Source organism: Klebsiella sp. 1SOBk10mer (genome assembly GCF_046602535.1).
Taxonomy (GTDB): Bacteria; Pseudomonadota; Gammaproteobacteria; order Enterobacterales; family Enterobacteriaceae; genus Klebsiella; species Klebsiella quasipneumoniae.
The window spans coordinates 379,862-404,562 of the sequence record NZ_JBKIUP010000001.1 but is presented as its reverse complement, the minus strand read 5'-3'; the positions used below and the strand labels follow the sequence as shown (position 1 = coordinate 404,562).

22 protein-coding genes and 1 riboswitch are annotated in these 24,701 nt (G+C 60.7%); of the genes, 11 read left to right on the top strand and 11 right to left on the bottom strand.

All coding sequences use genetic code 11. The annotated features are described in order from the left end of the window. Positions 1 to 110 precede the first annotated feature (110 nt). Both yegQ and yegS read left to right on the top strand, forming a co-directional pair. Complete coding sequence (gene yegQ, locus ACLH1I_RS01840) at positions 111 to 1,472, top strand: tRNA 5-hydroxyuridine modification protein YegQ (protein WP_198079958.1); 1,362 nt, start codon at positions 111 to 113, stop codon at positions 1,470 to 1,472. Between the two features lie 242 nt (positions 1,473 to 1,714). Further along, positions 1,715 to 2,611, top strand: coding sequence for a lipid kinase YegS (yegS, locus tag ACLH1I_RS01835; protein WP_198079956.1), 897 nt, complete (start codon positions 1,715 to 1,717; stop codon positions 2,609 to 2,611). Between the two features lie 254 nt (positions 2,612 to 2,865). Here yegS and ACLH1I_RS01830 read toward each other — a convergent pair whose 3' ends face one another. The 4 genes from ACLH1I_RS01830 to dalD all read right to left on the bottom strand — a co-directional run bounded on the left by ACLH1I_RS01830 (position 2,866) and on the right by dalD (position 7,765). Then, positions 2,866 to 3,528 carry an HAD family hydrolase gene (locus tag ACLH1I_RS01830; protein ID WP_117263287.1) on the bottom strand — a complete coding sequence of 221 codons (663 nt, stop codon included), beginning with the start codon at positions 3,526 to 3,528 and terminating at the stop codon, positions 2,866 to 2,868. Between the two features lie 49 nt (positions 3,529 to 3,577). Continuing rightward, positions 3,578 to 4,855 (bottom strand): D-arabinitol transporter, encoded by a 1,278-nt coding sequence (gene dalT / locus ACLH1I_RS01825; protein ID WP_069734087.1) that lies wholly within the window; start codon positions 4,853 to 4,855, stop codon positions 3,578 to 3,580. A 69-nt stretch (positions 4,856 to 4,924) separates the two neighbouring features. Continuing rightward, entirely contained in the window at positions 4,925 to 6,388 is a 1,464-nt protein-coding gene (xylB, locus tag ACLH1I_RS01820) for a xylulokinase (RefSeq protein WP_085845942.1), read from the bottom strand. Between the two features lie 9 nt (positions 6,389 to 6,397). Beyond that, complete coding sequence (gene dalD / locus ACLH1I_RS01815; RefSeq protein WP_032456385.1) at positions 6,398 to 7,765, bottom strand: D-arabinitol 4-dehydrogenase; 1,368 nt, start codon at positions 7,763 to 7,765, stop codon at positions 6,398 to 6,400. A 206-nt stretch (positions 7,766 to 7,971) separates the two neighbouring features. On the opposite strand from dalD, the gene ACLH1I_RS01810 reads away from it, so the two are divergent. Continuing rightward, complete coding sequence (locus ACLH1I_RS01810; RefSeq protein ID WP_004201572.1) at positions 7,972 to 8,913, top strand: sugar-binding transcriptional regulator; 942 nt, start codon at positions 7,972 to 7,974, stop codon at positions 8,911 to 8,913. A gap of 14 nt (positions 8,914 to 8,927) precedes the next feature. On the opposite strand, the gene ACLH1I_RS01805 is transcribed toward ACLH1I_RS01810, so the two are convergent. After that, positions 8,928 to 9,929: a substrate-binding domain-containing protein gene (locus tag ACLH1I_RS01805; RefSeq protein WP_136084910.1), complete on the bottom strand. Its 1,002-nt coding sequence runs from the start codon at positions 9,927 to 9,929 to the stop codon at positions 8,928 to 8,930. A 255-nt stretch (positions 9,930 to 10,184) separates the two neighbouring features. On the opposite strand from ACLH1I_RS01805, the gene ACLH1I_RS01800 reads away from it, so the two are divergent. The 3 genes from ACLH1I_RS01800 to ACLH1I_RS01790 all read left to right on the top strand — a co-directional run bounded on the left by ACLH1I_RS01800 (position 10,185) and on the right by ACLH1I_RS01790 (position 13,933). After that, the gene (locus ACLH1I_RS01800; RefSeq protein ID WP_049116329.1) at positions 10,185 to 10,934 is read left to right on the top strand and encodes an SDR family oxidoreductase; all 750 of its coding nucleotides are present in this window, start codon (positions 10,185 to 10,187) and stop codon (positions 10,932 to 10,934) included. A gap of 27 nt (positions 10,935 to 10,961) precedes the next feature. Next, entirely contained in the window at positions 10,962 to 12,569 is a 1,608-nt protein-coding gene (locus ACLH1I_RS01795) for an FGGY-family carbohydrate kinase (RefSeq protein WP_198079954.1), read from the top strand. An 80-nt stretch (positions 12,570 to 12,649) separates the two neighbouring features. Then, on the top strand, positions 12,650 to 13,933 hold the full coding sequence (locus tag ACLH1I_RS01790; RefSeq protein ID WP_004201577.1) for an RbtT/DalT/CsbX family MFS transporter: 1,284 nt from the start codon (positions 12,650 to 12,652) through the stop codon (positions 13,931 to 13,933). Positions 13,934 to 13,993: 60 nt separating this feature from the next. Here the strand turns inward: ACLH1I_RS01790 and fbaB are convergent, their stop codons facing one another. From fbaB to thiM, 3 genes are all read right to left on the bottom strand, one after another. Further along, complete coding sequence (gene fbaB, locus ACLH1I_RS01785) at positions 13,994 to 15,046, bottom strand: class I fructose-bisphosphate aldolase (RefSeq protein ID WP_004201578.1); 1,053 nt, start codon at positions 15,044 to 15,046, stop codon at positions 13,994 to 13,996. 147 nt (positions 15,047 to 15,193) lie between these two features. Next, a complete protein-coding gene (gene thiD / locus ACLH1I_RS01780) occupies positions 15,194 to 15,994 on the bottom strand; it encodes a bifunctional hydroxymethylpyrimidine kinase/phosphomethylpyrimidine kinase (RefSeq protein ID WP_009307429.1) in 801 nt (266 codons plus the stop codon). Beyond that, positions 15,991 to 16,764 carry a hydroxyethylthiazole kinase gene (thiM, locus tag ACLH1I_RS01775; protein WP_151628789.1) on the bottom strand — a complete coding sequence of 258 codons (774 nt, stop codon included), beginning with the start codon at positions 16,762 to 16,764 and terminating at the stop codon, positions 15,991 to 15,993. The genes thiD and thiM overlap by 4 nt, the downstream gene beginning before the upstream one ends. A 34-nt stretch (positions 16,765 to 16,798) precedes the next feature. Next, a riboswitch (TPP riboswitch) is annotated at positions 16,799 to 16,896 on the bottom strand. Between the two features lie 184 nt (positions 16,897 to 17,080). On the opposite strand from thiM, the gene ACLH1I_RS01770 reads away from it, so the two are divergent. Further along, positions 17,081 to 17,503, top strand: a complete 423-nt coding sequence (locus ACLH1I_RS01770) for a universal stress protein (protein WP_017899346.1) — start codon at positions 17,081 to 17,083, stop codon at positions 17,501 to 17,503. Here the strand turns inward: ACLH1I_RS01770 and ACLH1I_RS01765 are convergent. Then, a complete protein-coding gene (locus ACLH1I_RS01765; RefSeq protein ID WP_025999155.1) occupies positions 17,500 to 18,414 on the bottom strand; it encodes a LysR family transcriptional regulator in 915 nt (304 codons plus the stop codon). The two genes, ACLH1I_RS01770 and ACLH1I_RS01765, sit on opposite strands and share 4 nt — an antisense overlap. A 120-nt stretch (positions 18,415 to 18,534) precedes the next feature. Here ACLH1I_RS01765 and ACLH1I_RS01760 point away from each other — a divergent pair, with 120 nt between their 5' ends. Both ACLH1I_RS01760 and ACLH1I_RS01755 read left to right on the top strand, forming a co-directional pair. After that, positions 18,535 to 20,346, top strand: a complete 1,812-nt coding sequence (locus tag ACLH1I_RS01760; RefSeq protein ID WP_151628791.1) for an adenine deaminase — start codon at positions 18,535 to 18,537, stop codon at positions 20,344 to 20,346. A gap of 2 nt (positions 20,347 to 20,348) precedes the next feature. Continuing rightward, positions 20,349 to 21,692 (top strand): NCS2 family permease, encoded by a 1,344-nt coding sequence (locus ACLH1I_RS01755; protein ID WP_023318729.1) that lies wholly within the window; start codon positions 20,349 to 20,351, stop codon positions 21,690 to 21,692. Here ACLH1I_RS01755 and ACLH1I_RS01750 read toward each other — a convergent pair. Continuing rightward, positions 21,682 to 22,581: a LysR family transcriptional regulator gene (locus tag ACLH1I_RS01750; RefSeq protein ID WP_004201589.1), complete on the bottom strand. Its 900-nt coding sequence runs from the start codon at positions 22,579 to 22,581 to the stop codon at positions 21,682 to 21,684. The genes ACLH1I_RS01755 and ACLH1I_RS01750 overlap by 11 nt on opposite strands. A gap of 183 nt (positions 22,582 to 22,764) precedes the next feature. On the opposite strand from ACLH1I_RS01750, the gene ACLH1I_RS01745 reads away from it, so the two are divergent. Further along, positions 22,765 to 23,082, top strand: coding sequence for an RcnB family protein (locus ACLH1I_RS01745; RefSeq protein WP_004201590.1), 318 nt, complete (start codon positions 22,765 to 22,767; stop codon positions 23,080 to 23,082). Beyond that, a complete protein-coding gene (locus tag ACLH1I_RS01740; RefSeq protein ID WP_017899343.1) occupies positions 23,057 to 23,518 on the top strand; it encodes a GNAT family N-acetyltransferase in 462 nt (153 codons plus the stop codon). The genes ACLH1I_RS01745 and ACLH1I_RS01740 overlap by 26 nt, the downstream gene beginning before the upstream one ends. On the opposite strand, the gene apbC is transcribed toward ACLH1I_RS01740, so the two are convergent. Beyond that, the gene (apbC, locus tag ACLH1I_RS01735) at positions 23,515 to 24,624 is read right to left on the bottom strand and encodes an iron-sulfur cluster carrier protein ApbC (protein ID WP_198079952.1); all 1,110 of its coding nucleotides are present in this window, start codon (positions 24,622 to 24,624) and stop codon (positions 23,515 to 23,517) included. The two genes, ACLH1I_RS01740 and apbC, sit on opposite strands and share 4 nt — an antisense overlap. Positions 24,625 to 24,701 lie beyond the last annotated feature (77 nt).

Genomic DNA, 24,701 nt, shown 5'->3' with positions numbered 1-24,701 from the left:
TTTACTCCCCTTCGCCGCGGCGCTACAATGCCCGCCCTTAATGTGGGGACACTCCCCAACTCGCCGCACCCGGTGCGGCGAATCTGACCTGTCATCAGAACGAGAACACCATGTTTAAACCAGAACTCCTTTCCCCGGCGGGAACGCTGAAGAATATGCGTTACGCTTTCGCCTATGGCGCCGATGCCGTTTATGCCGGCCAGCCGCGCTACTCGCTGCGCGTGCGTAACAACGAATTCAATCACGAAAATCTGCAGCTCGGCATCAATGAAGCCCACGCGTTGGGTAAAAAATTCTATGTGGTGGTCAACATCGCCCCGCATAACGCCAAGCTGAAAACGTTTATTCGCGATCTGAAGCCGGTGGTGGAGATAGGTCCGGACGCGCTGATCATGTCCGATCCGGGTTTAATCATGCTGGTGCGGGAAAACTTTCCGGATATGCCGATCCATCTTTCAGTGCAGGCCAACGCCGTCAACTGGGCGACGGTCAAATTCTGGCAGCAGATGGGCCTCACCCGCGTGATCCTGTCGCGTGAACTGTCGCTGGATGAAATCGAAGAGATCCGCCGCCAGGTGCCGGAGATGGAAATTGAGATTTTCGTCCACGGCGCGCTGTGCATGGCCTACTCCGGCCGCTGCCTGCTCTCCGGGTATATCAACAAGCGCGACCCGAATCAGGGAACCTGCACCAACGCCTGCCGCTGGGAATACAACGTGGCGGAAGGTAAAGAGGACGACGTCGGCAATATCGTTCACAAATATGAGCCGATTCCGGTGCAGACCGTGGAGCCAACCCTCGGCATTGGCGCACCGACCGATAAAGTCTTTATGATCGAGGAAGCCAAACGTCCGGGCGAGTACATGACCGCCTTCGAAGATGAGCACGGCACCTACATCATGAACTCGAAAGATCTGCGGGCTATCGCCCACGTTGAGCGTCTGACCCAGATGGGCGTTCACTCGCTGAAGATCGAAGGCCGCACCAAATCCTTCTACTACTGCGCGCGCACCGCCCAGGTTTACCGCAAGGCGATCGATGATGCCGCCGCCGGCAAACCGTTCGATACCAGCCTGCTGGAAACCCTTGAGGGGCTGGCCCATCGCGGGTACACCGAAGGCTTCCTGCGCCGCCATACCCATGACGATTACCAGAACTACGAATATGGCTACTCCCTCTCCGAACGCCAGCAGTTTGTCGGCGAATTCACCGGGGAGCGGAACGGCCCGCTGGCGGCAGTGGCGGTCAAAAATAAGTTCAGCGTTGGCGACAGCCTTGAACTGATGACTCCGCAGGGTAACGTCAACTTCACCCTCGAGCACATGGAAAATGGCAAAGGCGAAGCCATGCCGGTGGCCCCGGGCGACGGCTATACCGTATGGTTGCCTGTGCCGGACGACCTGCCCCTGCAGTATGCGCTGCTGATGCGCAACTTTACTGGTCAGACAACCAGAAACCCGCACGGTAACTAGTTAATTTGCGTTATTTTTTCACGATGTAAGGATATTAGAATCGGATCACATACCGTTTCGATCGAAACAGGTATCATCCATTTCGCTGAAAAACATAACCCATAAATGCTAGTTGTACCAGGAACCACCTCCTTAGCCTGCGTAATCTCCCTTACGCGGGCTTATTTTTTTGCCTCTCTTCCGGCCTTCGCTTGCGTCATGCGGTACACTTTATGCAACATTGAGCAATAAAGGTTCCCTTGATGATGTCTACGTTTCCTGCCAGCTTACTGATCCTTAACGGCAAAGGTGCCAATGAACCGCAGCTACGCGAAGCGGTTAACCTGTTACGCGATGAAGGGATTGATATTCACGTCCGCGTGACCTGGGAAAAGGGCGATGCCGCGCGGTTTATCGATGAAGCCCTGCAGCTGAACGTTGAAACGGTGATCGCCGGCGGCGGCGACGGCACGATTAATGAAGTGGCGACCGCGCTGGTGGAGCGCGGCAGCAACATGGCGCTGGGGATTTTACCGCTGGGCACGGCCAACGACTTCGCCACCAGCGTCGGTATTCCACAGGATCTGGCCAGCGCCCTCAAGCTGGCGATCGTCGGTCGCGATATGCCGATAGATATCGCCCGGGTTAATGATAAGACCGGCTTTATTAATATGGCGACCGGCGGGTTCGGCACCCGGATCACCACCGAAACGCCGGAAAAGCTCAAAGCCGCGCTTGGCGGTGTCTCTTATTTAATCCATGGCCTGATGCGCATGGATACCCTGAAGCCGGACCGCTGCGAGATCCGCGGGGAGAACTTTCACTGGCAGGGCGATGCGCTGGTCATCGGCATCGGCAACGGCCGCCAGGCGGGCGGCGGCCAGCAGCTATGTCCGGAGGCGTTGATTAACGATGGTCTGCTGCATCTGCGCATTTTCACCGGCGAAGAGCTGATCCCTGCCCTCTTCAGCACCCTGGCGAATCCGGAAAACTCGCCGAATATTGTCGACGGCGTCTCCTCGTGGTTTGAGATCACCGCCCCCCATGAGATGACGTTTAACCTCGACGGCGAGCCGCTCAGTGGCAAAACCTTCCGTATGGAGCTGTTACCGGCGGCCCTGCGCTGCCGGCTGCCGCCCGATTGCCCGCTGTTGCGCTGAGGATGGCCGATATCCTGCCCGGCGGCGCTGGGCTTGCCGGGCCTGCGGTACACAGATCTCATCAGCACGGATAAGCGCCACGCTATCCGATGAGTCAATGTAGGCCGGGTCAGCCGCCACCCGGCAAAACACCGGTTCGGCGCAGCGCCCTGGCTCCTTCCCGCAAATTAAAGCGATGAATGGGGCGTGAGCGCAGAGAAGAGATTAACCGACCAGCTACATCCCGGGAATGTCTGCGCCCACAAATGGCTGACTTAAACCGCTGCCGCTGGCTCCGCGCTAAGCGCTTCCAGCAGTTCAGGTAAGGTTTGATAGCGGCCAGCGGCGGCCTGGAAACGCGCGTGCTGGCTATCTTCTGCAATCACTATCGTGGCAATCCCCGCCGACTGGGCCGCGCAAAAGCCGGTAAAGCTATCCTCAATCACCAGACACTGGCTGGCGTTGAGATTGAGCTTCCGCAGCGTCGTGAGGTACACCGCCGGGTGCGGTTTGCCGCGTGGTTCATCATCCGCGCTGGAGATCGCGTCAAAAAAGTGCCAGAGCGAAAGCTTGTTCAGCACGGCGGCGATAACCTGGCGGGATGATGACGTGGCGAGCGCAATTTTATAGCCGGCAGCGCGAAAATAGCCTAACGCCTCCTGCACCCCACGCATCGGCTCGCCATCGGCGGCAATCAGGCCGGTGATGCGCTGCAATATGGCCTCTTCCAGCAGCGATGGGGCAAAGTTAAGCTGAAAATAGCGGCACCAGGTGTCGGCGATTTCGTCGAGACGCTTGCCCTTGGTCAGGGTTTCACACTCAGCCACGCTCGCCGTTGCTCCCCACTGCGCAAGGGCGTCAATCTGCGCCTGGCGCCACAGCGCCTCGGAATCAATAATCACGCCATCCATGTCAAAAATAACCGCCTGCAAACTCATTCGTTCACCTCATTAAGGCTGGCATGGAGCCCATGCCAGCCACATCACCTTAAGAGAATTCAACCTGCTCGCGGGCAGTCGCTTCCTTGTGGGAAAATCCCGGCTGCTCCACGCGGATAAACGCACAGAGGAAAAAGGCCACCACGTACAATGCGGTATAGGCGATGACTACCCCAATGGTGCTGAAGAACGGCAGCAGCACCACGGCAATCGCCGGAGCGAGAAAGTTAGACATCCCCGCCGACAGGTTATACACCGAAATGGCCGCGCCTTTATGCTTCGGCTCCAGCGCCGGGAACACGGCCGCCAGCGGCACGAAGGCGGCGACAAAGATCCCGAGGGCGATGGCGGGGATCAGCGCCATCGCAAAGCTATGGCCAAAGTGCTGAGGAATGTAGTAAAACGCCAGGCTGGAGAGCGCCATCCCGATGCAGCCGAACCAGCGCACCACCTTCATCCAGCCCAGTTTTTCACCCAAAATGCCCCACAGCACGTTAGAGAAAATGGTGGTGAAGAAGAAGACCGCCCACACCTGAAGCCATTCTGAAGTGCTGAAGCCCAGCTCATCAACGAACATCATCGGCATAATCACCGCAAACCCGAACAGCGAGAGGGTATTGATGATCCTGACCATGCTCGACAGCAGAATATTGCGGTTGGTATAGAGCAGCGTCGCGGCGCGTCCCAGCTCGGCAAACTTCTCACGGGTGGTGAGATTCTGCATATGCTGCGGCGTTTGAATATGGCGCAGGGAAGCCAGAGCAATCACCCCCCCGGTAAGGCAGAAGGCCAGCGCCAGCCACAGGGTGCCCATTTCGCCAATATGCGGAATGGTGAAACTCGGAATATAGCTGCCGAAGACCCCGATGCCGATGGAATAGACCGCCCAGAACCAACCGATGGCCGAGCTGGCGTTGTCGCTTTTGACGTTATGGACAATCGCCACGATAAACGAGTAGAGGAACAGCGGATAGGCGAAGCCTCGGATGCCGTAGAAAAGCAGGATCAGCGCATAGTTGGCGTGACCGAGGCCGAAAACGAGGAACAGCACGTGGAACACGCACCACAGTACGAAGCCAATCATCATCGTTTTCAGCGGGGTGATAATTTCCGCCACCACGCCGGAAATCCACGCCGACAGCGCGGCGGCCAGGCCGTAGAGGGTAAAGGCAAAGGAGGCCTCCGCCGGAGAGAAGCCGAGCGCTTTGATATAGTGTGAGAGAAACGCTAATTCAAAACCGTCGCCGGTCATAAATACGGCAATGGCGATGTATCCCCAGAGCAGGTTCAGGGGTAAACCGAGCCACTGTTTATTATTGATAGACATAATGACCTCGTTTTCAGGGTACAGGGTGGCCGCTCCGCGACGTTCAACGAAGCGGCTGTGGTGGTAAAATTAGTGCTGCCGATAGTGCAGATCGTTTAAATACAGGGCCTTAAACTGCGCATAGCGTTGCATCAGGGTGTGGTGGCGAACAGGATCCGCACGCCAGGTCTGCCAGACTTCCGGTTTTTCACACACCGCGTCAATGGGTTTGCCCGTCGCCAGGCAGGCCAGCCGCGCCGCGCCCAGTGCGCCGCCGGTCTCTCCGCCTTTGTGGGTCACCACCGGCATAGCGAGAATATCGGCCAGCAGCTGGGCCCAGAACGGACTGCGGGCGCCCCCGCCCACCAGCGAGCACTGCGCGATCGGCGTCCCGCTCTCTTTCAATGCCTGCAGGCCGTCGTTGATGCCAAAGCTCACCCCCTCCAGCACCGCGTAGCCGAGCTGGGCACGCAGGCTGGAGTGGGTCATGCCCCAGAAGATGCCGCGGGCGTCAGGATCGTTATGCGGGGTTCTTTCCCCGGAGAGATAAGGCAGGAAGAACGGCGCGTTGGCTTTATCCTCCTCGCTTAGCTCGGCAATCTCCGCCAGCAGCGCCACTTCCGTGGTGCCGGTGAGGCGGCAGAACCACTGCAAACAGCTGGCGGCGCTAAGCATCACGCTCATCTGATGCCACAGGTTCGGCAGAACGTGACAAAACGCATGGACCGCCGACTGCGGCGCCGGACGATAGGCGTCGGTCACCACAAACAGCACCCCGGAGGTACCGAGCGAAATAAACGCGTCCCCCGGCGAGACCGCGCCGACGCCAATGGCGCTGACCGCGTTATCGCCGCCGCCCCCGGCCACCACCACCGAGGCGTTCAGCCCCCAGCGCGCAGCCACCTGCGGGTCAAGGGTGGCGGAAACCTCACAGCCTTCCACCAGCGTCGGCATCTGGCTGCGCGACAGGCCGCATTTATCCAGCAGCGAGTCGGACCAGTCGCGCTTCGCCACGTCCAGCCACAGCGTTCCGGCGGCGTCCGACATATCGGAGACTTTCTTCCCGGTCATCCGGTAGCGCAGATAATCCTTCGGCAGCAGCACCGTGGCGGTGCGCTGAAAGTTTTGCGGCTCGTGACGACGCACCCACAGCAGCTTCGGCGCGGTAAAGCCCGGCATCGCCAGGTTGCCCGCCACCTGATGCAGCTCCGGCGCCATCTCCTCCAGCTCTGCGCACTCTGCGGCGCAGCGGGTGTCGTTCCACAAAATGGCCGGACGGATCGTCTCCCCCTTTTCATCCAGCAGCACCGCACCGTGCATCTGTCCGGAGAGGCCTATCGCCTTGACGGCCGACCAGTGCTGAGCGCATTTTTCCCGTAGGGTGGCCATCAGGTACTCCGTCGCCTCCCACCATAACTCCGGCGATTGTTCTGACCAGTGCGGATGAGGCCGCTGAATGCTCAGCGGCGCGCTATGGCTGGCGATAACCTGATTGTTCTCATCAATGACCAGCGCTTTGACTTCCGATGTGCCAAGATCGATACCCAGATACATAGCCACCTCTTATTTAATCAGCGTGTAAACAGCGGCGACTTTCTCGCGCATCAGCGCCAGGAAATCCGCGTTGTCGGCCAGGTCACCAAACAGGGCTTTATCACGGGCGAAGACAGCCACCGGATCCTGAGCCTCATACATCTCATGCACCGCCTGCTCATCCAGGATGCCGTCCTGGTACTGATACGGCAGGGTTCCCTTATGCCACTGCTCCATAAAGACGAAGAACAGCGCCGGCAGCATGGCGGTCGCTTCCGGACGGACGCCGCGCTGATAGCACTCCTGCAAGGTTGGCGCGATCATCGCCGGAATCTTTGAGAAGCCATCGGCGGCAACGCGCTGGTTGGTGTCCTGGATATGCGGGTTGGTAAAGCGCTTGAGCACCACATCGCGGTAGGTCGGCAGATCAATGCCGTTATCACCGAGGCAAGGAATGACATCCTCCGTGACGTAGCGGTCGGCAATGGCGTAGATAGCATCGGTGAGCGTGCTTTCGTGAATATACTGCTGGCCGATTAAGGTCCCCGCCCAGGCAATGCAGCTGTGGGACGCGTTCAGGATGCGGATTTTCGCCTCTTCATAGGGGATAACCGACTCGACCATCTCCACGCCGACCGCTTCCAGATTTGGGCGGGCATCGCGGAAGTTGTTCTCCACCACCCACTGGATAAAGGTCTCGCCCATTACCGGCGCCTTATCGTCAATGCCGGTTTGCGCTTTGATACGGGCCGGCAGATCGGCCGCCGGACGCGGGGTGATGCGGTCCACCATGGTATTCGGACAGGTGGTATTCGCGGCCATCCAGTCAATCACCGCCTGTTTGCCGGTAAGCTGCAGGAACTCCACCATCCCGTCGTGGAAGCGCTCACCGTTATGCCGCACGTTGTCGCAGTTGAGCAGGGTCAGCGGCCCGGCGTTGTCCGCCATGCGCTTTTCCAGAATTCGTGCGAGGGTGCCGTAAATGGTTTTGCATTCGCCTTTCAGGTCGGCCTGCAGATCGGGGTTGCTGGTTTCCAGCTGATGGCGGGTGTTCAGGTAGTACCCCCCTTCCGTCACGGTAAAGGCGATAACTTTTGTTTGCGGATTGGCCCCTTCGTTAATCAGCGGCTGCAGCCCTGCCTGCCACGGCAGCAGTTTCTGAATAGAGGTGATTTCTTCATATTCGCGCTCCCCTTCCGGGCTGACGGTCTCCAGCACGTAACGTCCTCCCTGCGCCGCCAGCGCCTGCACCACCTGCTCGGCGTCGTTGCGGATATTGCCCGCCGCGATGCGCCAGCGCTTATCCCCGGAAGCCATCAGACGATGCAGATACCACGCCTGATGCGCGCGATGAAAAGAACCCAGACCAATGTGAAGCCATGTGAATTGATTGTTCATGTTCTGCTCTCCTTGAGTTGATGGCGCCACTGTAATTGATCATTTGACCAAAATAAGAGCCACAGATCACAAAAGAACAATTACCCAATTAAATTACAAATGACCAGTCGAGAGCAAAAGCTTGCCAGTTATGCCAACCACGGCGAGAATGCGGGTATTCGCCGGGCCAATTGCGTGCCCAGGCCAGCAACTTAGGGCGGGAAACCATGAGTAAAGAAGACGATATCCGGTTGGATCAGAAGGTGCGTGCCGCATGGATGTACTACATCGCCGGCCAGAATCAGAGCGAGATTGCCAGCCAGCTGGGCACCTCCAGACCGGTGGTGCAACGGCTGATCGCCGCCGCGAAAGAAGAAGGGATTGTGTCGATTAATCTGCACCATCCAGTGGCGAACTGCCTCGATTATGCGCAGTTGTTGCAGGAAAAGTATCGGCTTCTTGAGTGCAATGTGGTCCCCGCCTTTAGCGAAGAAAGCACCCTCGACAGCGTATCGTTTGGCTGCTATCAGCTGATGGCTCGCTACCTGCAGGATGATAAAGAGAAAATCATCGGTCTGGGCTCGGGCCTGACCCTGAAAAAAGCGCTGCAGCGCATCGATTTCGACAGCCTGAATACCCGCTGCGTGGCGCTGATCAGCGCCATGGACGCCGACGGGCAGTGCAACTATTACGATGACGTGCCCCTGCTGCTGACGAGCAAAATAAAAGCCAAGTACTATCAGTGGCCGGCGCCGCGCTACGCCCAGACCGCGGATGAGTATGAGATGTGGTGCACCAATCGCTTATTCCGCAGCGTCTCTGGCGTCGCCCGGGAGGCGGACGTGATTTTTGTCGGTATTGGTCCGCTGGGCACGCAAAGCCCGATCTTTAAAGACGGATTTATCAATCAGGCGCAGATGGATGAGCTGACCGCCCGCGGCGGCATCGGGGAGATCCTCGGGCGGTTTATTGATGCAGAAGGCGAGGTGGTCGACAGCGAGATCAACCGCATGATCACCAGCTATGATATCCGCCAGAACCACTGCCCGCGGATTGCCGCGGCCTGTGGAGAATACAAACGACCGGCGATCCTGGCCGCCCTTAAAGGCGGCTGGATCAACGGCCTGGTGACCGATGAACATACCGCTCGCTGGCTGCTGACGCGCTAACGGCAAACAGCGACTCAGCTGCTGCTCATCAGTCGCGGCGGAATTTCAATCCGCTGCTGGCTGGCTTCGCCGGCGTCAATAATCGAAAAAACAGCGTCCAGCATCGCCGGCACGTCCTGCTGCACCATGTCGATATCGTGCCCCAGCAGATAGACAAACGGATCCCAGTCGAAGCAGCCCATCGGCGGCTGCTCGCTGCCGGTCAGCCCCACCTGCGACAGCCAGCGCACAACCCCTTCAAGGGATATCGTCGAGTTAACAAATATCCCCTGCAGTAGCGTCTTCGTGCTGCCAAAGCGCTCCTGCAGGCAGTCCTCAACGTGACCTTTCGAATAGCCGGGAGCCAGAATATTCGCCTGCGGCACGCTCAGCCCCTGCTCGTGATGCGCATCGTGGAAACCGCGTAAACGCTCGCTGGTGTTATGGTCGCTGCTGCGCCCGCCGATGAAGGTCAGCGGCGCCAGCGATCCCCGACGGCGGGCGCTGTTAGCGAGGATCTTGTGGGTCAGCGCTTTCGCACCGCCGTAGTTATCCGAAATCACCGACGGAGAGAGAGACCCCGGCAGGTCGAGATTGACCGTAGGCACGCCCGCCTGCTGGCAGAGCGCGGAAATTTTATCCGGATTGGTCGCCCCGGTCGCGATCACCCAGTCAACCTGCCAGGAGAGCATCGCTTTTACCGCTTCGAGCTCCAGCTCCGGGCTTCGGCGCGTACAGGTGATAATCGGCAGCAGGCCACGCTCGCGGGCCATCTCCTCAAAGCGTTCGGCGACGGAACCGAAGTAGCGGTTATCGTATTTGGGGATAATCATGCCAATGACGTGTGATTTTTTACTGCGCAGCATGCTGGCCTGGCGGTTAATCGCATAGCCCTGCTCCTCAGCAATCCGGGTCACCTTTTCGGCAAGCTTTGCGCTGATGCGGCGTTTTTTCCAGTTACCGTTGAGGATAGCGCTCACCGCGCTCGCCGAAACGCCGGAAAGCTCCGCCAGGTCGTAAATCGTTATCTTCTTCATTTTTCCAACTTGCGTCACAAAATCATGTCGCTGTTAATTTCCCCACTTGCTCAATCGATGAAGCGAGCGCAACATAGCTTCATCGATTGAGCATCCATTTCACGCCAGGAAGTACGCGCGCATACTGCCTTAACATGCCAGCAAGCCTGAATAATGATGCTGATATTCAATATGTTACCAGGTTTTTGTCCATAACCTCGAACGCGATGCCCTCGGGTTCGATAGTTTTAACCAGACACGGCAAAGGATTATAAAATGAACCACTCTGTCTCCTCTATGAATACTTCCCTCAGCGGTAAAGTCGCCGCGATCACTGGCGCGGCGTCCGGTATCGGCCTCGAGTGCGCGAAGACCCTGCTGGGGGCTGGCGCAAAAGTAGTGCTAATCGACCGCGAAGGCGAAAAGCTCAACAAACTGGTCGCCGAACTTGGCGAAAACGCCTTCGCTCTGCAGGTGGATCTGATGCAGGCGGAGCAGGTCGATAATCTTCTGCAGGGCATTTTGCAGCTTACCGGGCGTCTCGATATCTTCCACGCCAACGCCGGCGCCTATATCGGCGGGCCGGTGGCCGAGGGCGACCCGGACGTCTGGGACCGCGTGCTGCACCTCAACATCAACGCCGCCTTCCGCTGCGTGCGCAGCGTCCTGCCGCATCTGATCGCGCAACAATCCGGAGATATTATTTTCACCAGCTCCATCGCGGGCGTGGTGCCGGTGATCTGGGAGCCTGTCTATACCGCGTCGAAATTCGCTGTGCAGGCGTTTGTCCACACCACTCGTCGTCAGGTGGCGCAGTATGGCGTGCGCGTCGGCGCCGTACTGCCGGGCCCGGTGGTGACCGCGCTGCTGGACGACTGGCCAAAAGCCAAAATGGATGAAGCGCTGGCCAACGGCAGTCTGATGCAGCCGATTGAAGTGGCGGAGTCAGTGCTGTTTATGGTGACGCGTTCGAAAAACGTCACCGTACGCGACATTGTGATCCTGCCGAACAGCGTGGATCTCTGACCCGTAACCAGCCTGTGAGAGGATGTGATGCAAAACGATACGCAAAACATTATTGGTGTGGATGTCGGTTCGGGCAGCGTGCGCGCCGGAGTCTTCAATCTGCGGGGCGAGCTTCTCGCCCACGCGACCCGGGAAATTACCCTGTTTCGCAGCGCCGGGAATAGGGTTGAGCAGTCGAGCCGTGAAATCTGGCTGGCGGTGTGCTACTGCATTAAAACCGCGGTGGCCAGCGCCGGCGTCCCGCCGTCGTCGATCGCCGGGCTCGGCTTCGATGCCACCTGCTCGCTGGTGGTGATTGGCGATAACGACGCGCCGCTGGCGGTCGGGCCTTCGGACGATCCGGACCGCAATATTATTGTCTGGATGGATCATCGCGCCACCGCGCAGGCGGAAAAGATCAACGCGACGGGCCACCCGGTGCTGCAGTACGTTGGCGGCAAAATCTCGCCGGAGATGGAAACGCCGAAAATTCTGTGGCTGAAGGAGAATCGCCCGCACATCTATCAGCAGGCGCGCCACTTCTTCGACCTCGCCGATTACCTTACCTGGCGCTCAACCGGCGATGACGCCCGCTCGGTCTGCACGGTGACCTGTAAATGGACCTACCTGGCGCATGAACAACGCTGGGATGCCGGCTACTTCCGCCAGATTGGCCTCGACGAGCTGGCGGATGAAGATTTTGTCCGCATCGGCCAGCGGATTGTCGCCCCTGGAACCCCCTGCGGCGACGGTCTTTGCGCCACGGCGGCAGAAGAGATGGGCCTGCCGATCGGCACGCCGGTGGCAGTGGGGATGATTGACGCCCACGCGGGCGGCATCGGCACCGTTGGGGTGCTTAACGGCGCGGTCAACAATATGGCCTACGTCTTCGGCACTTCTTCCTGCACCATGACCACCACTGAGGAAGCGGTGTTCGTCCCCGGCGTCTGGGGCCCCTACTATTCGGCGATGGTCCCGGGCTACTGGCTGATTGAAGGCGGACAAAGCGCCGCCGGCGCAGCAATCGACCAGCTGCTGAGCTTCCATCCGGCGGCGGCGGCGGCTTGCGAGCAGGCTAAAGCCGCGGGCGTCCCTCTGCCGGTCTGGCTGGCAGATCGCGTACTGGCGCAGGCTGCCTCGCCTTCTGAGGCTGTCAAGCTGGCCGCCGGTCTACACGTGGTGCCCGAGTTTCTCGGTAACCGCGCGCCGCTTGCCGACCCCCACGCGAAAGCGCTGATTGCCGGGCTGGGGATGGAGCGGGACCTGGATAACCTGACCGCGCTGTACGTTGCCGGGTTATGCGGGATTGGCTATGGCCTGCGACAGATCCTCGACGCCCAGCGCGCCTGCGGAATTGAGAGTGAAAATATCGTCATCAGCGGCGGGGCCGGACAGCATCCGCTGGTGCGGCAGCTGCTGGCCGACGCCTGTGGCGTTAGCGTCGTGAGCACCGCCTGCAGCGAGCCGGTGCTGTTAGGCTCCGCCATCCTCGGCGCCGTCGCGGGCGGAATCGCGGCTTCACTGCCGGAGGCCATGAAGCAATTTACTCAGGTGGATGCCACCTATCACAGCGAGACTGCGTTTAGCTCGCTACATCAGCGCAGGTATGAGGCCTATAAGGCGCTACAACAGGCCGGCAGGCTGATTCGCGAATAACATCCCTCTTTTTTAATAACAATAATGCTCCGCTGCTGTGCAGCGGAGACACTCATCTGCACTCTGAAATCGAGGTCAACATGTCCGTTAATAACAAACAGTGGTACGGTCTACCGCTCAACCTCATCTGGGGATATGTCGCCATCGCCGTGTTTATGACCGGCGACGGCTTTGAGCTGGCTTTTCTGTCGCACTACATCAAAGCACTCGGATTCACCCCGGCGCAGGCTTCCTTTGCCTTTACGCTATACGGTCTGGCCGCCGCCCTGTCGGCGTGGGTCTCCGGCGTGGTAGCGGAGATCATCACCCCACGCAAGGCCATGATGATCGGCTTCGTGCTGTGGTGCGTATTCCATGTACTGTTCCTCGTCTTCGGCCTCGGTCGCGCCAACTATGCGCTGATCCTGCTGTTTTATGGCATCCGCGGCCTGGCCTACCCGCTGTTCCTCTACTCATTTATCGTCGCCATTATCCACAACGTTCGCAGCGACAGTTCCAGCTCTGCGCTGGGCTGGTTCTGGGCGGTCTACTCCGTGGGCATCGGCGTGTTCGGCAGCTATATTCCGAGTTTCACCATTCCCCACATTGGCGAAATGGGCACCCTGTGGCTGGCGCTGGTCTTTTGCGCCACCGGCGGCATCATTGCGCTGGTGTCGATGCGTCATACCGAAACGCCGCGCCATATGCAGAACCTGACCACTCGCGAAAAACTCGCCGAACTGGGGCGCGCCGCGACGCTACTCTATACCAACCGCAGCATCCTGTTCTCGAGCATTGTGCGCATTATTAACACCCTGTCGCTGTTTGGTTTTGCGGTGATTATGCCGATGATGTTCGTTGATGAGCTGGGGTTTACCACCTCGGAGTGGCTCCAGGTGTGGGCGGCCTTCTTCTTCACCACCATCTTTTCGAACGTTTTCTGGGGGATCGTGGCGGAGAAAATGGGCTGGATGAAGGTGATTCGCTGGTTCGGCTGCATCGGGATGGCGTTCTCCAGCCTGGCGTTTTACTACATCCCTCAGCACTTTGGCCACAGCTTTGCGATGGCGCTGGTGCCGGCTATTGCCCTGGGTATTTTCGTCGCCGCATTCGTGCCGATGGCGGCGGTGTTCCCGGCGCTGGAGCCGAACCATAAAGGCGCGGCGATTTCGGTCTATAACCTGTCAGCCGGGCTGTCGAACTTTCTGGCGCCGGCGATCGCCGTGGTGCTGCTGCCCTATTTCAGCACCATCGGGGTGGTGATTGCCTATACCGCCTTATATATTCTGGCCTTCTTCCTGTGCCCGTTAATCCGCGTTGAACAGCCTGGCTTTACCAGTGCTCAGAGTGCAAAACCGTTTACCGCCAACGCGGCGGAGTCTTAATAAACCCGACATCGGGTAGGAACAACGAGCAATCCGGGCGGTGACGCCCGGATTTTCGCCTTAGGCGATGGTGACTTTGCCGTCGAGGTAGACATCCTGCACGGCATTGATCAGCTTCACGCCGTCGGCCATCGATTTCTTAAACGCTTTACGGCCAAGGATCAGCCCCATGCCGCCGGCGCGTTTATTGATCACCGCCGTGCGCACCGCGTCGGCAAGGTCGGTCTCCCCGCCCGCCGCGCCGCCGGAGTTAATCAGCCCGGCGCGGCCCATATAGCAGTTGGCCAGCTGGTAGCGCACCAGATCGATAGGGTTATCGCTGGTCAGTTTGCTGTACACCCGGTCGTCGGTATAGCCGAAGTTAACCGCTTTGTAGCCGCCGTTATTCTCCGCCATTTTCTGCTTAACGATATCGGCGCCGATGGTGGCCGCCAGGTGGTTGGCCTGACCGGTCAGGTCAGCGGAAACATGATAGTCGACACCGTCTTTCTTGAAAGCCGAATTGCGCAGATAGGCCCACAGCACGGTGACCAGGCCCAGCTCATGCGCCCGCTCAAAGGCAGCGGAAATCTCTTCTATCTGACGACGCGATTGTTCCGAGCCGAAATAGATCGTCGCGCCCACGGCCACCGCCCCCATATTGAACGCCTGCTCAACGCTGGCGTAGAGGGTCTGGTCGTACTCGGTGGGGTAGCTCAGCGTTTCGTTATGGTTGAGCTTCACCAGGAAAGGAATGCGATGCGCGTAACGGCGCGACACCGAGGCCAGCACGCCGTAGGTCGACGCCACGCAGTTACAGCCGGCTTCGATCGCCAGCTCGACGATATTTTTCGGATCGAAGTACAGCGGGTTGGCGGCGAAGGAGGCCCCCGCCGAGTGCTCCACCCCCTGGTCGACCGGCAGAATGGAAAGGTAGCCGGTCCCCCCCAGACGTCCGGTGTTGTACAGGGTTTGCATATTGCGTAGCACCGCCGGTGGCCGGTTGTTATCCACCATCACCCGATCAACATAATCTGCGCCAGGCAGATACAGCTGGTCGGCCGGAATGGTTATACAACGGTGCTGCAAAAGGCTCTCGGCATCTTTGCCCAGCAACTGCGTAATATCAGTCATAGCAATCTCCCGTAAGGCCGGCCGGAGCCGGCATGCATTATCCCAACCCAATTATTTTGGGCAGGTTAAGCCTGGTACCGACTTAGCCTATTTTCCAGCCGGGAGGGCATTTTTTCAGGAGATTCTGCTGTCCCGTTACGCTGCCATTTACCACCAGGCGTGGAAATGGTGTACCGGTCCGATGCCGTGGCCCACCTCCAGGGAGTCGGCCTGGGCCAGGGCCGCCGACAGCCAGGCCTTGGCCTCGGTAACGGTGGCCGCCCAGTCGGCGTGACGCGGGCGCAGCGCCGCCAGCGCGGCGGAGAGCGTGCAGCCGGTGCCGTGGGTGTTTTTGGTCTGCACTCGCGGCGCGGTAAATCGCTGTTCCCCTTCGCGGGTGAAGAGCCAGTCCGGGCTTTCGGCATCGTCGAGATGGCCGCCTTTCATTAATACTGCACCGCAGCCCAGCGCCAGCAGCGCCCGCCCCTGCTCCAGCATTTCGCGCTCGTTGCGCGCATGGGGGGCGTCAAGCAGGGCGGCCGCTTCCGGCAGGTTTGGAGTGATCAGCGACACCTGCGGCAACAATCGTTGACGCAGGGTCTCCACCGCCGAGGCCGACAGCAGCGGATCGCCGCTTTTCGCCAGCATGACGGTATCCAGCACCACATTGGCCACCCGGTAGCGCGCCAGCCGCTCGGCTACGGCTTCCACAATATCGGTCTCCGCCAGCATGCCGATTTTGGTGGTATCGATGCGCACATCGCTGAATACCGAATCGAGCTGCGCCGCCACAAAGTCCGGTTCAATACGATAGACCGACTGCACGCCGCGGGTATTCTGCGCCACCAGGGCGGTGATCGCCGAGCAGCCATAGGCCCCCAGCGCGGAGAAGGTTTTCAGATCGGCCTGGATACCGGCCCCGCCGCTGGGATCGGTGCCGGCGATGGTCAGGGCATTGATGCGTTTCATGCGCGCACCTCCTGATACAGCGCGTCGAGAAACGCCGGAACAAAGCTCCCGGGTCCCCCGTGACGGGCGGCGATTTCCCCGGCCTGCTTCATTAGCCCGCAGGCGGCGGCCACGTTTTCCAGCCGGTCGCCCGGCAGCGCCACGCTCGCCGCCACCACCGCCGACAGCGCACAGCCGGTGCCCACCACCCGGGTCATCAGCGCGCTGCCGCCCGCCACGCTGAGCACCCGCTCGCCGTCGGTGACGTAATCCACCTCGCCGGTGACCGCCACTACGGTGGTCAACTGACGAGCCAGCGCCTGGGCCGCCGGCAGCGCTGCGGCGGCCGTATCGGTGGTATCCACCCCGCGCCCGCCACCGCTCATCCCGGCCAGCGCCAGAATTTCAGAGGCATTGCCGCGAATGGCCGCCGGCTGCAGGGCCAGCAGCTCGTGACAAAAGGCCGTGCGCACGGTCAGGGCGCCGACCGCTACCGGATCCAGCGTCCAGGGCTTGCCGGCCTGGCGGGCCTGCTCCACTGCGGCGCGCATGGCCACGGCGCGGTCTGCGGTCAGGGTGCCGACGTTGATTAACAGCGCATCGGCGATGGCGGCGAACTGCGCCGCTTCGCGGGGATCGATCACCATCGCCGGCGAGGCGCCGACGGCCAGCAGAACATTGGCGGTAAAGGTCTGCACCACGTCATTGGTCATGCAGTGCACAAGGGGGGAATGGGCGCGCAGCAGATGGCGCAGGTGCGCGACAGGCGCGGGATTCAGCAGCTCAGGCATGGTTTGCTCCCGCCAGACGAGGTAGAAGCAATGACCCTGCGGTCTCTGACTTCCCTACGCTGGCATTATCCAGATCAGGTGGTACGGGTATTTCTCAGCCTTCAACGAAGAAGGGCACCCCGAGTCAAAATAGTGAAATTGTTAAGCGTTGTGGAATTTACCGCAACTCACCGGTTCATACAACAAGCCTTTAGCCCTGCAACGACACCATCGCGGCCATCATGCTCATCAAGCGACCGGGCGAGATTGCATTCCGCTGCTGGCGAGCGGAAAATGATGACATCACGCGCTATTTAGCCTACCGAGGATATACGCCATGGCCGTTTATCACCATGCGCTGGTACTGATTAACAGCAGTCAGGACGGCGTCCCGCTGCTCGAGCATGCCGCCAGAATGGCGGAAGAGAACGGCATGCGCATCACCATCGCCCACATCAGCACCGACTACCGGGCGCTGAACTATGTTTCCGACAGCCTGCGCGACGATCAGGTCTCGCAGGAGGTGATCCAGGCCAAAGCCCTGCTCAACGAGCTGGCCTGCACCGTCTCCCTGCCGGTGGATACTCTCTCGCTGGTGACCACTCGCCGGTTTGAAGATGTCGAAGCCTGCATTCGACAGCGGCAGATCGATTTAATTATTGCCGGGCACCATAACAGGCTGCTGGGCGTCCTCTCCTCACACTCGCTGGAGTACATCAACCACTTAACCATAGACGTGCTGATCAAGCACCTGCCCTAGCGCAAGGCGGCCTGTAGCAGGGAAAAACAGTCTTCGATAAGCGGCGGCAGCGCCTGCGGCCCGCGCATCAGGGCCACCGTGCGGGTCAACGCCGGCTGCTGCAGCTGCGCGACCTTGAGCGCCGGGTCCTGCAGATGGGTGGTGTACAGCTCCGGCAGAATCGCCACCGCTAAGCGCGAGCGTACCAGGCCATACAAGGTTTCGATATAGTCCACCTGGTAGCGGGTGGTTAGCGTCAGGCGATGGCTCTCCACTAATGCCGCCACCAGCCGCTGGATATTGCCCTTCGAGAACACGGCAATGTCCCGCCCCACCAGCTGTTTCCACGGCAGATGCGCCTGCGCGGCCAGCGGATCGTCGCGGTGCAGCACCGCCACGAAGGGATCGTCGCGCAGCGGATAGACCAGCAATTCCGCGGGCAGTGAGCTGTCGATCGCCCCGATGCCGAAATCAATCTCGCCACGCTGCAGCGCCAGGATAAGCGCATCGTTGGTCTGATCGTGAAATTCAATGCGCAGGCGGGGAAAGGCCTGGGCCAGGGTCTGCGGCAGCAGAGGAAACAGCAGCGAACTGACCGACGGCACCAGGCCGATGCGCACCGTCCCGTCGCCGCCCGCCTCGACGATCTGCTGCATATCGAAAAAGGCCGCCTGCGCCACGCTGAGGATCCGCTGGGCGTGGGGTAAAATCGCCGCCCCCAGCTCAGTCAGGGTGACCGCCGAAGCGGTGCGGTTGACCAGCTTGCCGCCGAGCACCGTTTCAATCTGCCGCAGGGCGCTGCTCAGCGCCGGCTGGCTAATCGCCAGCCGACTGGCGGTATCGGTAAAATGGCGCAGCTGGGCCAGGGTGACGAAATACTGAAGCTGTTTAAGTGAGAGCGCGGGCAGTCGCTGCCAGGGTTCTTTCATTATCGGGTTCGCTACGGTGGTCCTGCACAATAACCCGAACTTATCGGGTGATAAATTTATTCATCTGGGCAAACGTTTGCTGTGCCCCTAGAGTATCCGCATTATCCTTGTGCCGGAGTGGTTATGTCCAGCAATGCTCAAGTCCGCCGTCGCGCCGTGCAGGCCGCGCGCGGCGAATCCCCGTTTGATCTGCTGCTGGTCGATGCGCAGATCGTCGATATGGCCACGGGCGAAATCCGCCCGGCTGATGTAGGTATCGTCGGCGAGATGATCGCCAGCGTCCACCCGCGCGGCAGTCGCGTCGACGCCCATGAAGTGCGTTCCCTGTCCGGCGGCTACCTGTCGCCCGGCCTGATGGACACCCACGTGCACCTCGAAAGCTCCCACCTGCCGCCCGAGCGCTACGCCGAAATCGTCCTCACCCAGGGCACCACCGCGGTGTTCTGGGATCCGCATGAGCTGGCCAATGTCCTCGGCGTCGAGGGTGTGCGCTACGCGGTAGACGCCAGCCGCCACCTGCCGCTGCAGGTGATGGTCGCCGCGCCGTCGAGCGTGCCCTCCACCCCCGGCCTCGAAATGTCCGGCGCCGATTTCGCCGGCGCGGAAATGGAGACCATGCTCGGCTGGCCGGAAGTGCGCGGCGTGGCAGAAGTGATGGATATGCACGGCGTGCTGCACGGCAGCGAGCGGATGCAGGAGATTGTCCAGGCCGGTCTTAACAGCGGCAAACTGATTGAAGGCCACGCCCGCGGCCTGAGCGGCGCCGACCTGCAGGCCTACCTCGCCGCCGGCGTCACCTCCGATCATGAACTGACCTCGGCGGACGACGCGCTGGAAAAACTGCGCGCCGGTCTGACGATCGAGATCCGCGGCTCGCACCCCTATCTGCTGCCGGATATCGTCGCGGCGTTGAAAACGCTGCCGCACCTCTCCTCGCAGATCACCGTCTGCACCGATGACGTGCCGCCGGATATGCTGCTGGAGAAAGGCGGGATCATCGCCCTGCTCAACCTGCTGATCGAGCACGGTTTACCGGCGGTCGACGCGCTGCGTTTCGCTACCCTCAACGCCGCTATTCGTCTGCAGCGCCACGATCTCGGGCTGATTGCCGCCGGGCGGCGCGCCGATCTGGTGGTGTTTGACTCCCTGGAAAAACTGGCGGCCCGCGAAGTCTATGTTGGCGGGGAACGGCTGGCCCAGGCCGGCCGCCTGCTGAAGCCGATCGCCCGGGCGCCGGGCGTAACGCCGCCGCGCGATACCTTACAGATAGCCCCCCTCGCCGCCGATGACTTTATCCTGCGCATCAAGGGCATTCGCCACGGCGTCGCCCGCCTGCGCCATATCCGCGGCGCGCGCTTCACCCAGTGGGGTGAGGTCGAGGTGCAGATCCGCGACGGCCAGGTCCAGCTGCCCGCCGGCTTCAGCCTGATCTGGGTCAAGCACCGCCACGGCCGCCATCAGGCGACGCCGCAAATCGCCCTGCTTGAAGGCTGGGGCGAGCTGCGCGGCGCCATCGCCACCAGCTACTCCCACGACTCACACAATCTGGTGGTGCTCGGGCGCGATGCTGAGGATATGGCGCTGGCGGCCAACCAGCTTATCGCCTCCGGCGGCGGGATGGCGCTGGCGCAACAGGGCGAGATCCTCGCCCATGTGGCGATGCCGATTGCCGGCATGCTGTCGGATCTGCCGGCCGTCGAGCTGGCGCGTCAGTTCCGCGAGCTGCGCGATCTGAGCAGCAGAGTCGCTGACTGGGAGCCGCCGTACCGGGTCTTCAAGGCTATTGAAGGCACCTGTCTTGCCTGTAACGCCGGGCCGCATTTAACCGATTTGGGTCTCACCGACGGCGGCAGCCGCCAGATAGTCGACCCGTTGATAGCCTGCCGGGAGACCCCGGCGCCAACGCCTCACAACAATAATCCTCAGGGAGCCTGAGCATGGCCGATAACACACTTCACTCTTCCGCCCGCGATAACTGGCTGGAGCGCCGCTTTGCGCTGCGCTCGCGCGGCGGCACGCTACGCACTGAATGCCTGGCCGGGATCACCGGTTTCCTCGCCGCCGCCTATTTACTGGTGGTCATCCCGGGACTGCTGGCGATCGGCGGGATGGACAAAGGCGCCGCCACCACCGGCACCATTCTGGTCTTCGTCGTCGGTTCGCTGCTGATGGCGTTTTACGCCAACCTGCCGTTTATCGTCGGCCCGGGCATTGGCGGCTCGGTGCTGGTAGGGGTTACGCTGGCCGGTAGCGAGGGGATTGGCTGGCAGACAGGCCTCGGGATCGCCTGCTGGTCAGGGGTTCTCTTCTTCCTGCTGACCCGCTTTGGCCTGCGCGAAGTGGTCACCCGCTCGGTGCCGCAGTCGATCAAGCTGGGGCTGACGGCCTCCATCGGCCTGTTTGTCGCCGTTCTCGGCTTTCGCAACGCCGGGCTGGTGCTCGCCAATGCGAAAACCAACGCCCTGATGCTCGGCGACTTTCTCGCCCCCGGCGCGCTGGTGGCGCTGTGCGGCCTGTTCCTGGCGATAGCCCTGCAGGCGCGTAAGGTGCCGGGCGCCATTTTGTGGGCCATTCTGTGCGCTACCCTGGTGGGGATCCCGTTCGGCGTGACCAAACTGCCGACGCATTTTATCGATGTCCCCCACTCGCTGGCGCCGGTGCTGGGACAGGTCGACCTGCTGGGGGCGTTAAACATCGCCTTCCTGCCGTTCCTGTTCGTCTTTTTCGCTTCTGAGTTTTTCTCCACCATGGGGACGACGCTGGCGGTGGGCGGCGAGGCAGGTCTGCTGGATGAAGAAGGCAACATGCCGCAGATTAATCGCCCGTTTATGGTCGATTCGATTGCTGCGGCGCTCGGCCCGTGGGTGGGGATTCCGGCGGCAACGGCGCTGATCGAGTCATCTGCGGCAGCGGAAGCCGGCGGCAAAACCGGCCTCACCGCGCTGTCGGCAGCGGTGATGTTCCTGCTGATGCTGCTGTTCACGCCGGTGGCGCTGATGATCCCGAAGGAGGCCACCGCCCCGGCGCTGATCCTGATCGGCCTGAACATGTTCAGCGGCCTGCGCAAAGTGGATCTCGGCAACTTCACCGACGGCCTGCCGGTGCTGATGATGGTGATGATCACCCTCATCGCCAACAGCTTCGGCACCGGTATCGCCGGCGGGCTGCTGTTTTACATTGTGATCAAGGCCATCGCCGGCAAGTGGCGGGAAATCCCGATTGGCCTGTGGGTGCTGGCCGTCCCGCTGGTCTACTACTTCGCGACCTTAGTTAGACATTAAGCCCTTCACAATGTGCTTTCACCTCTTCATATAACAAACGCACCGCGGCAGAGAGCTGCTTGCGGTGCGGACAAATCAGGTTCAACGGCACCATATCCCCCTGGTAACGCGGTAGCAGGCGCCGCAGGCGGCCCGCCCGCAGATCGTCGCTGACGTCGAGCATCGATTTATAGGCAATGCCCTCCCCGGCCACCGCCAGCCGCCGGATCACCTCCGCGTCGTCGCTCATCACCGTGCCGGAGACCTTCTGCTGCTGAACTTCTCCGTCGAGGCTCAGTGACCAGCGGTCGAACGGGCGGCCGCGCAAAATGTAGATCAACGCATTGTGCTGGCCGAGCTCCTGAAGGGTCTGCGGCTCGCCGTGGCGGGCGATCCACTCTGGGGAGGCCACCAGCACCCGACGATTTTCCGGCGCCACCGGCAGCGAAATAAACGAGGCGTCATCGTTATTGCCATAGCGAAACGCGACGTCCACCGGATCTTTAAACACGTCGGTCAGCTGGTCGGAAAAGAGCAGCCGCAGGCGCAGCGCCGGATGGCGTTGCCGAAAGTCGCGGAACAAGGTCAGGAGCAGGTTACGCCCGAGGTCTGACGGCACGGCAATCTGCAGCATGCCGCGAATTTCATCATCCGGGGTCTGGATCTTCTGCAGGCCGGCCTCGAGGGTATCGAGCATCTGGGTGGCATACGGCAGCCAGGTCTCCCCCTCCGGCGTCAGGCGCAGGCTGCGGGTCGAGCGGGCGAACAGGCGAATATTGAGGATCGTCTCCAGACGTTTAATCGCCGCGCTCACCTGCGCCGGCTGCTGCCCCGCCTCGCGCGCGGCGTCGCTAAAACTGCCCAGTGCCGCGGCGCGGACAAATAAGGTCAGATCTTCCAGCCTGAACATGCCGATTCTCCCCTGCTTCAGATTGCTCCCAAAATACGCATCACCGTCGCTGCAACGCAAGCGGCGCCGGACTTGCGCCGTGTTTTGCTTACACTTTTTAAAAATCCAGTGCTTGCCATTTCAGCAACGCATCAGGAATGATACGAGGCTGCTATTTTGAGTCCAGGTAATATTGAGGAAATTATGCGTAAAACAAAAATGATGCTTCTGGGCGTACTCCTTGCCACCGCTGGCGCCAGCTGGACGGCTTCTGCCGCGGGGATCGATCAGTATGCGCTGAAAGAGTTCACCGCCGACTTCACCCAGTTTCACATTGGCGACACCGTTCCGGCGATGTACCTTACCCCGGAATACAACATCAAAGGCTGGCAGCAGCGTAATCTTCCCGCGCCGGACGCCGGCAGCCACTGGACCTATATGGGCGGTAACTACGTGCTGATCACCGACACCGAAGGCAAAATCCTCAAGGTGTACGATGGCGAGATCTTCTATCATCGCTGATCCGCTCAATATCCGCATCCGCCCCGGCGAACCAGCGGACTCTCCGGCGCTGCGCCAGCTCTTCCTGCGGGCGCGCAGTGTATCGTGGACCTGGCTTCCCTCCACGACCTGGCGGCTGGAAGATTTCGATGCCGCCACCGCGGATGAACAGCTGTGGGTCGCGGAATGCGACGGCCTGCCGGTGGGCTTTGCCGCCGTATGGACCGCCGATAATTTCCTTCACCATCTGTTCGTCGACCCGGACTGGCAGGGCAAACATATCGGCAGCGCGCTGCTGGCGCAGGTCGAACGGACCTTTACCGCCAGCGGGACGCTGAAGTGCCTGATGGAAAATAAAAACGCCCTGCGCTTCTACCAGCGTCACGGCTGGACCATCGAAGCACAGGGCGCCTCGCCCGAGGGCGGATACTGGCTGATGCGCTCGCCGCGGCCTTAAACGGCGCGGAAGGCAATCTCACCCGGGATCACTTCTCCCTGCCAGTACATCTGGGCCGCCACCCGGCCCGCCAGCTGGCGGTAAATGTCGGTAAATTCACTTTCCGGACGCGCCACCACCGTCGGCGTGCCGTTATCCAGATCTTCCCGCAGCGTAATATGCAGCGGCAGCTGGCCCAGCAGCTGGGTGTGGTATTTCTCGGCCAGTTTTTGCGCGCCACCGGTGCCGAAGATCGGCTCGTGGTGCCCGCAGTTGCTGCAGATATGCATGCTCATGTTTTCCACGATCCCCAGCACTGGCACTTCCACTTTCTCGAACATCACGATGCCCTTTTTGGCGTCGATCAGCGCGATGTCCTGCGGCGTGGTGACCACCACCGCGCCAGTCACCGGAATGTTCTGCGCCAGCGTCAGCTGAATGTCGCCAGTGCCCGGCGGCATATCCAGCACCAGGTAATCCAGATCCGGCCACAGGGTCTCCTGCAGCATCTGCATCAGCGCCTTGCTGGCCATCGGGCCGCGCCAGACCATGGCGTTGTCGTCAGTCACCAGGTAGCCGATGGAATTGGTGGCCAGCCCGTACTTCATGATCGGCGCCATATGGGTGCCGTCCGGCGAGGTCGGGCGGCTGTCTTCCGCGCCAAGCATGGTGGGAATCGACGGGCCGTAGATATCGGCATCCAGAATGCCCACCTTCGCCCCTTCCGCGGCGAGTGCCAGCGCCAGGTTTACCGCCGTGGAGGATTTACCGACGCCGCCTTTCCCGGAGCTGATGGCGATAATGTTGTTCACGCCGTTGATCCCGGGCTGGTTTTTCACGCGCTTGAGGGTCGCGATGCTGTGGGTCAGCTTCCAGTCGATAGCCTTCGCGCCAGTGATGCGCAGCAGCTCGGCGCTGCACTGCTCTTTCAGCGCTTCGAAGGCGCTGCTCCAGACGAACGGCATCTGCAGCTCAATATGAATGGTATCATCCAGCCAGGCGACATGGTGCAGCGCCTTGAGGGTGGTGAGGTTATGTTTCAGGGTTGGGTGCTGGAAATTGGCCAGCGTCCCGGCGACCATAGCACGTAGGCGCTCGGGGGATTTGGCCTGGGATTGCGAATTCATCCCGACTCCTTTGTTGTTTTGAGATGCTTTCAGTAATCACAGAGTTTATCACAGGTAAGGATTATCCATATATGGGC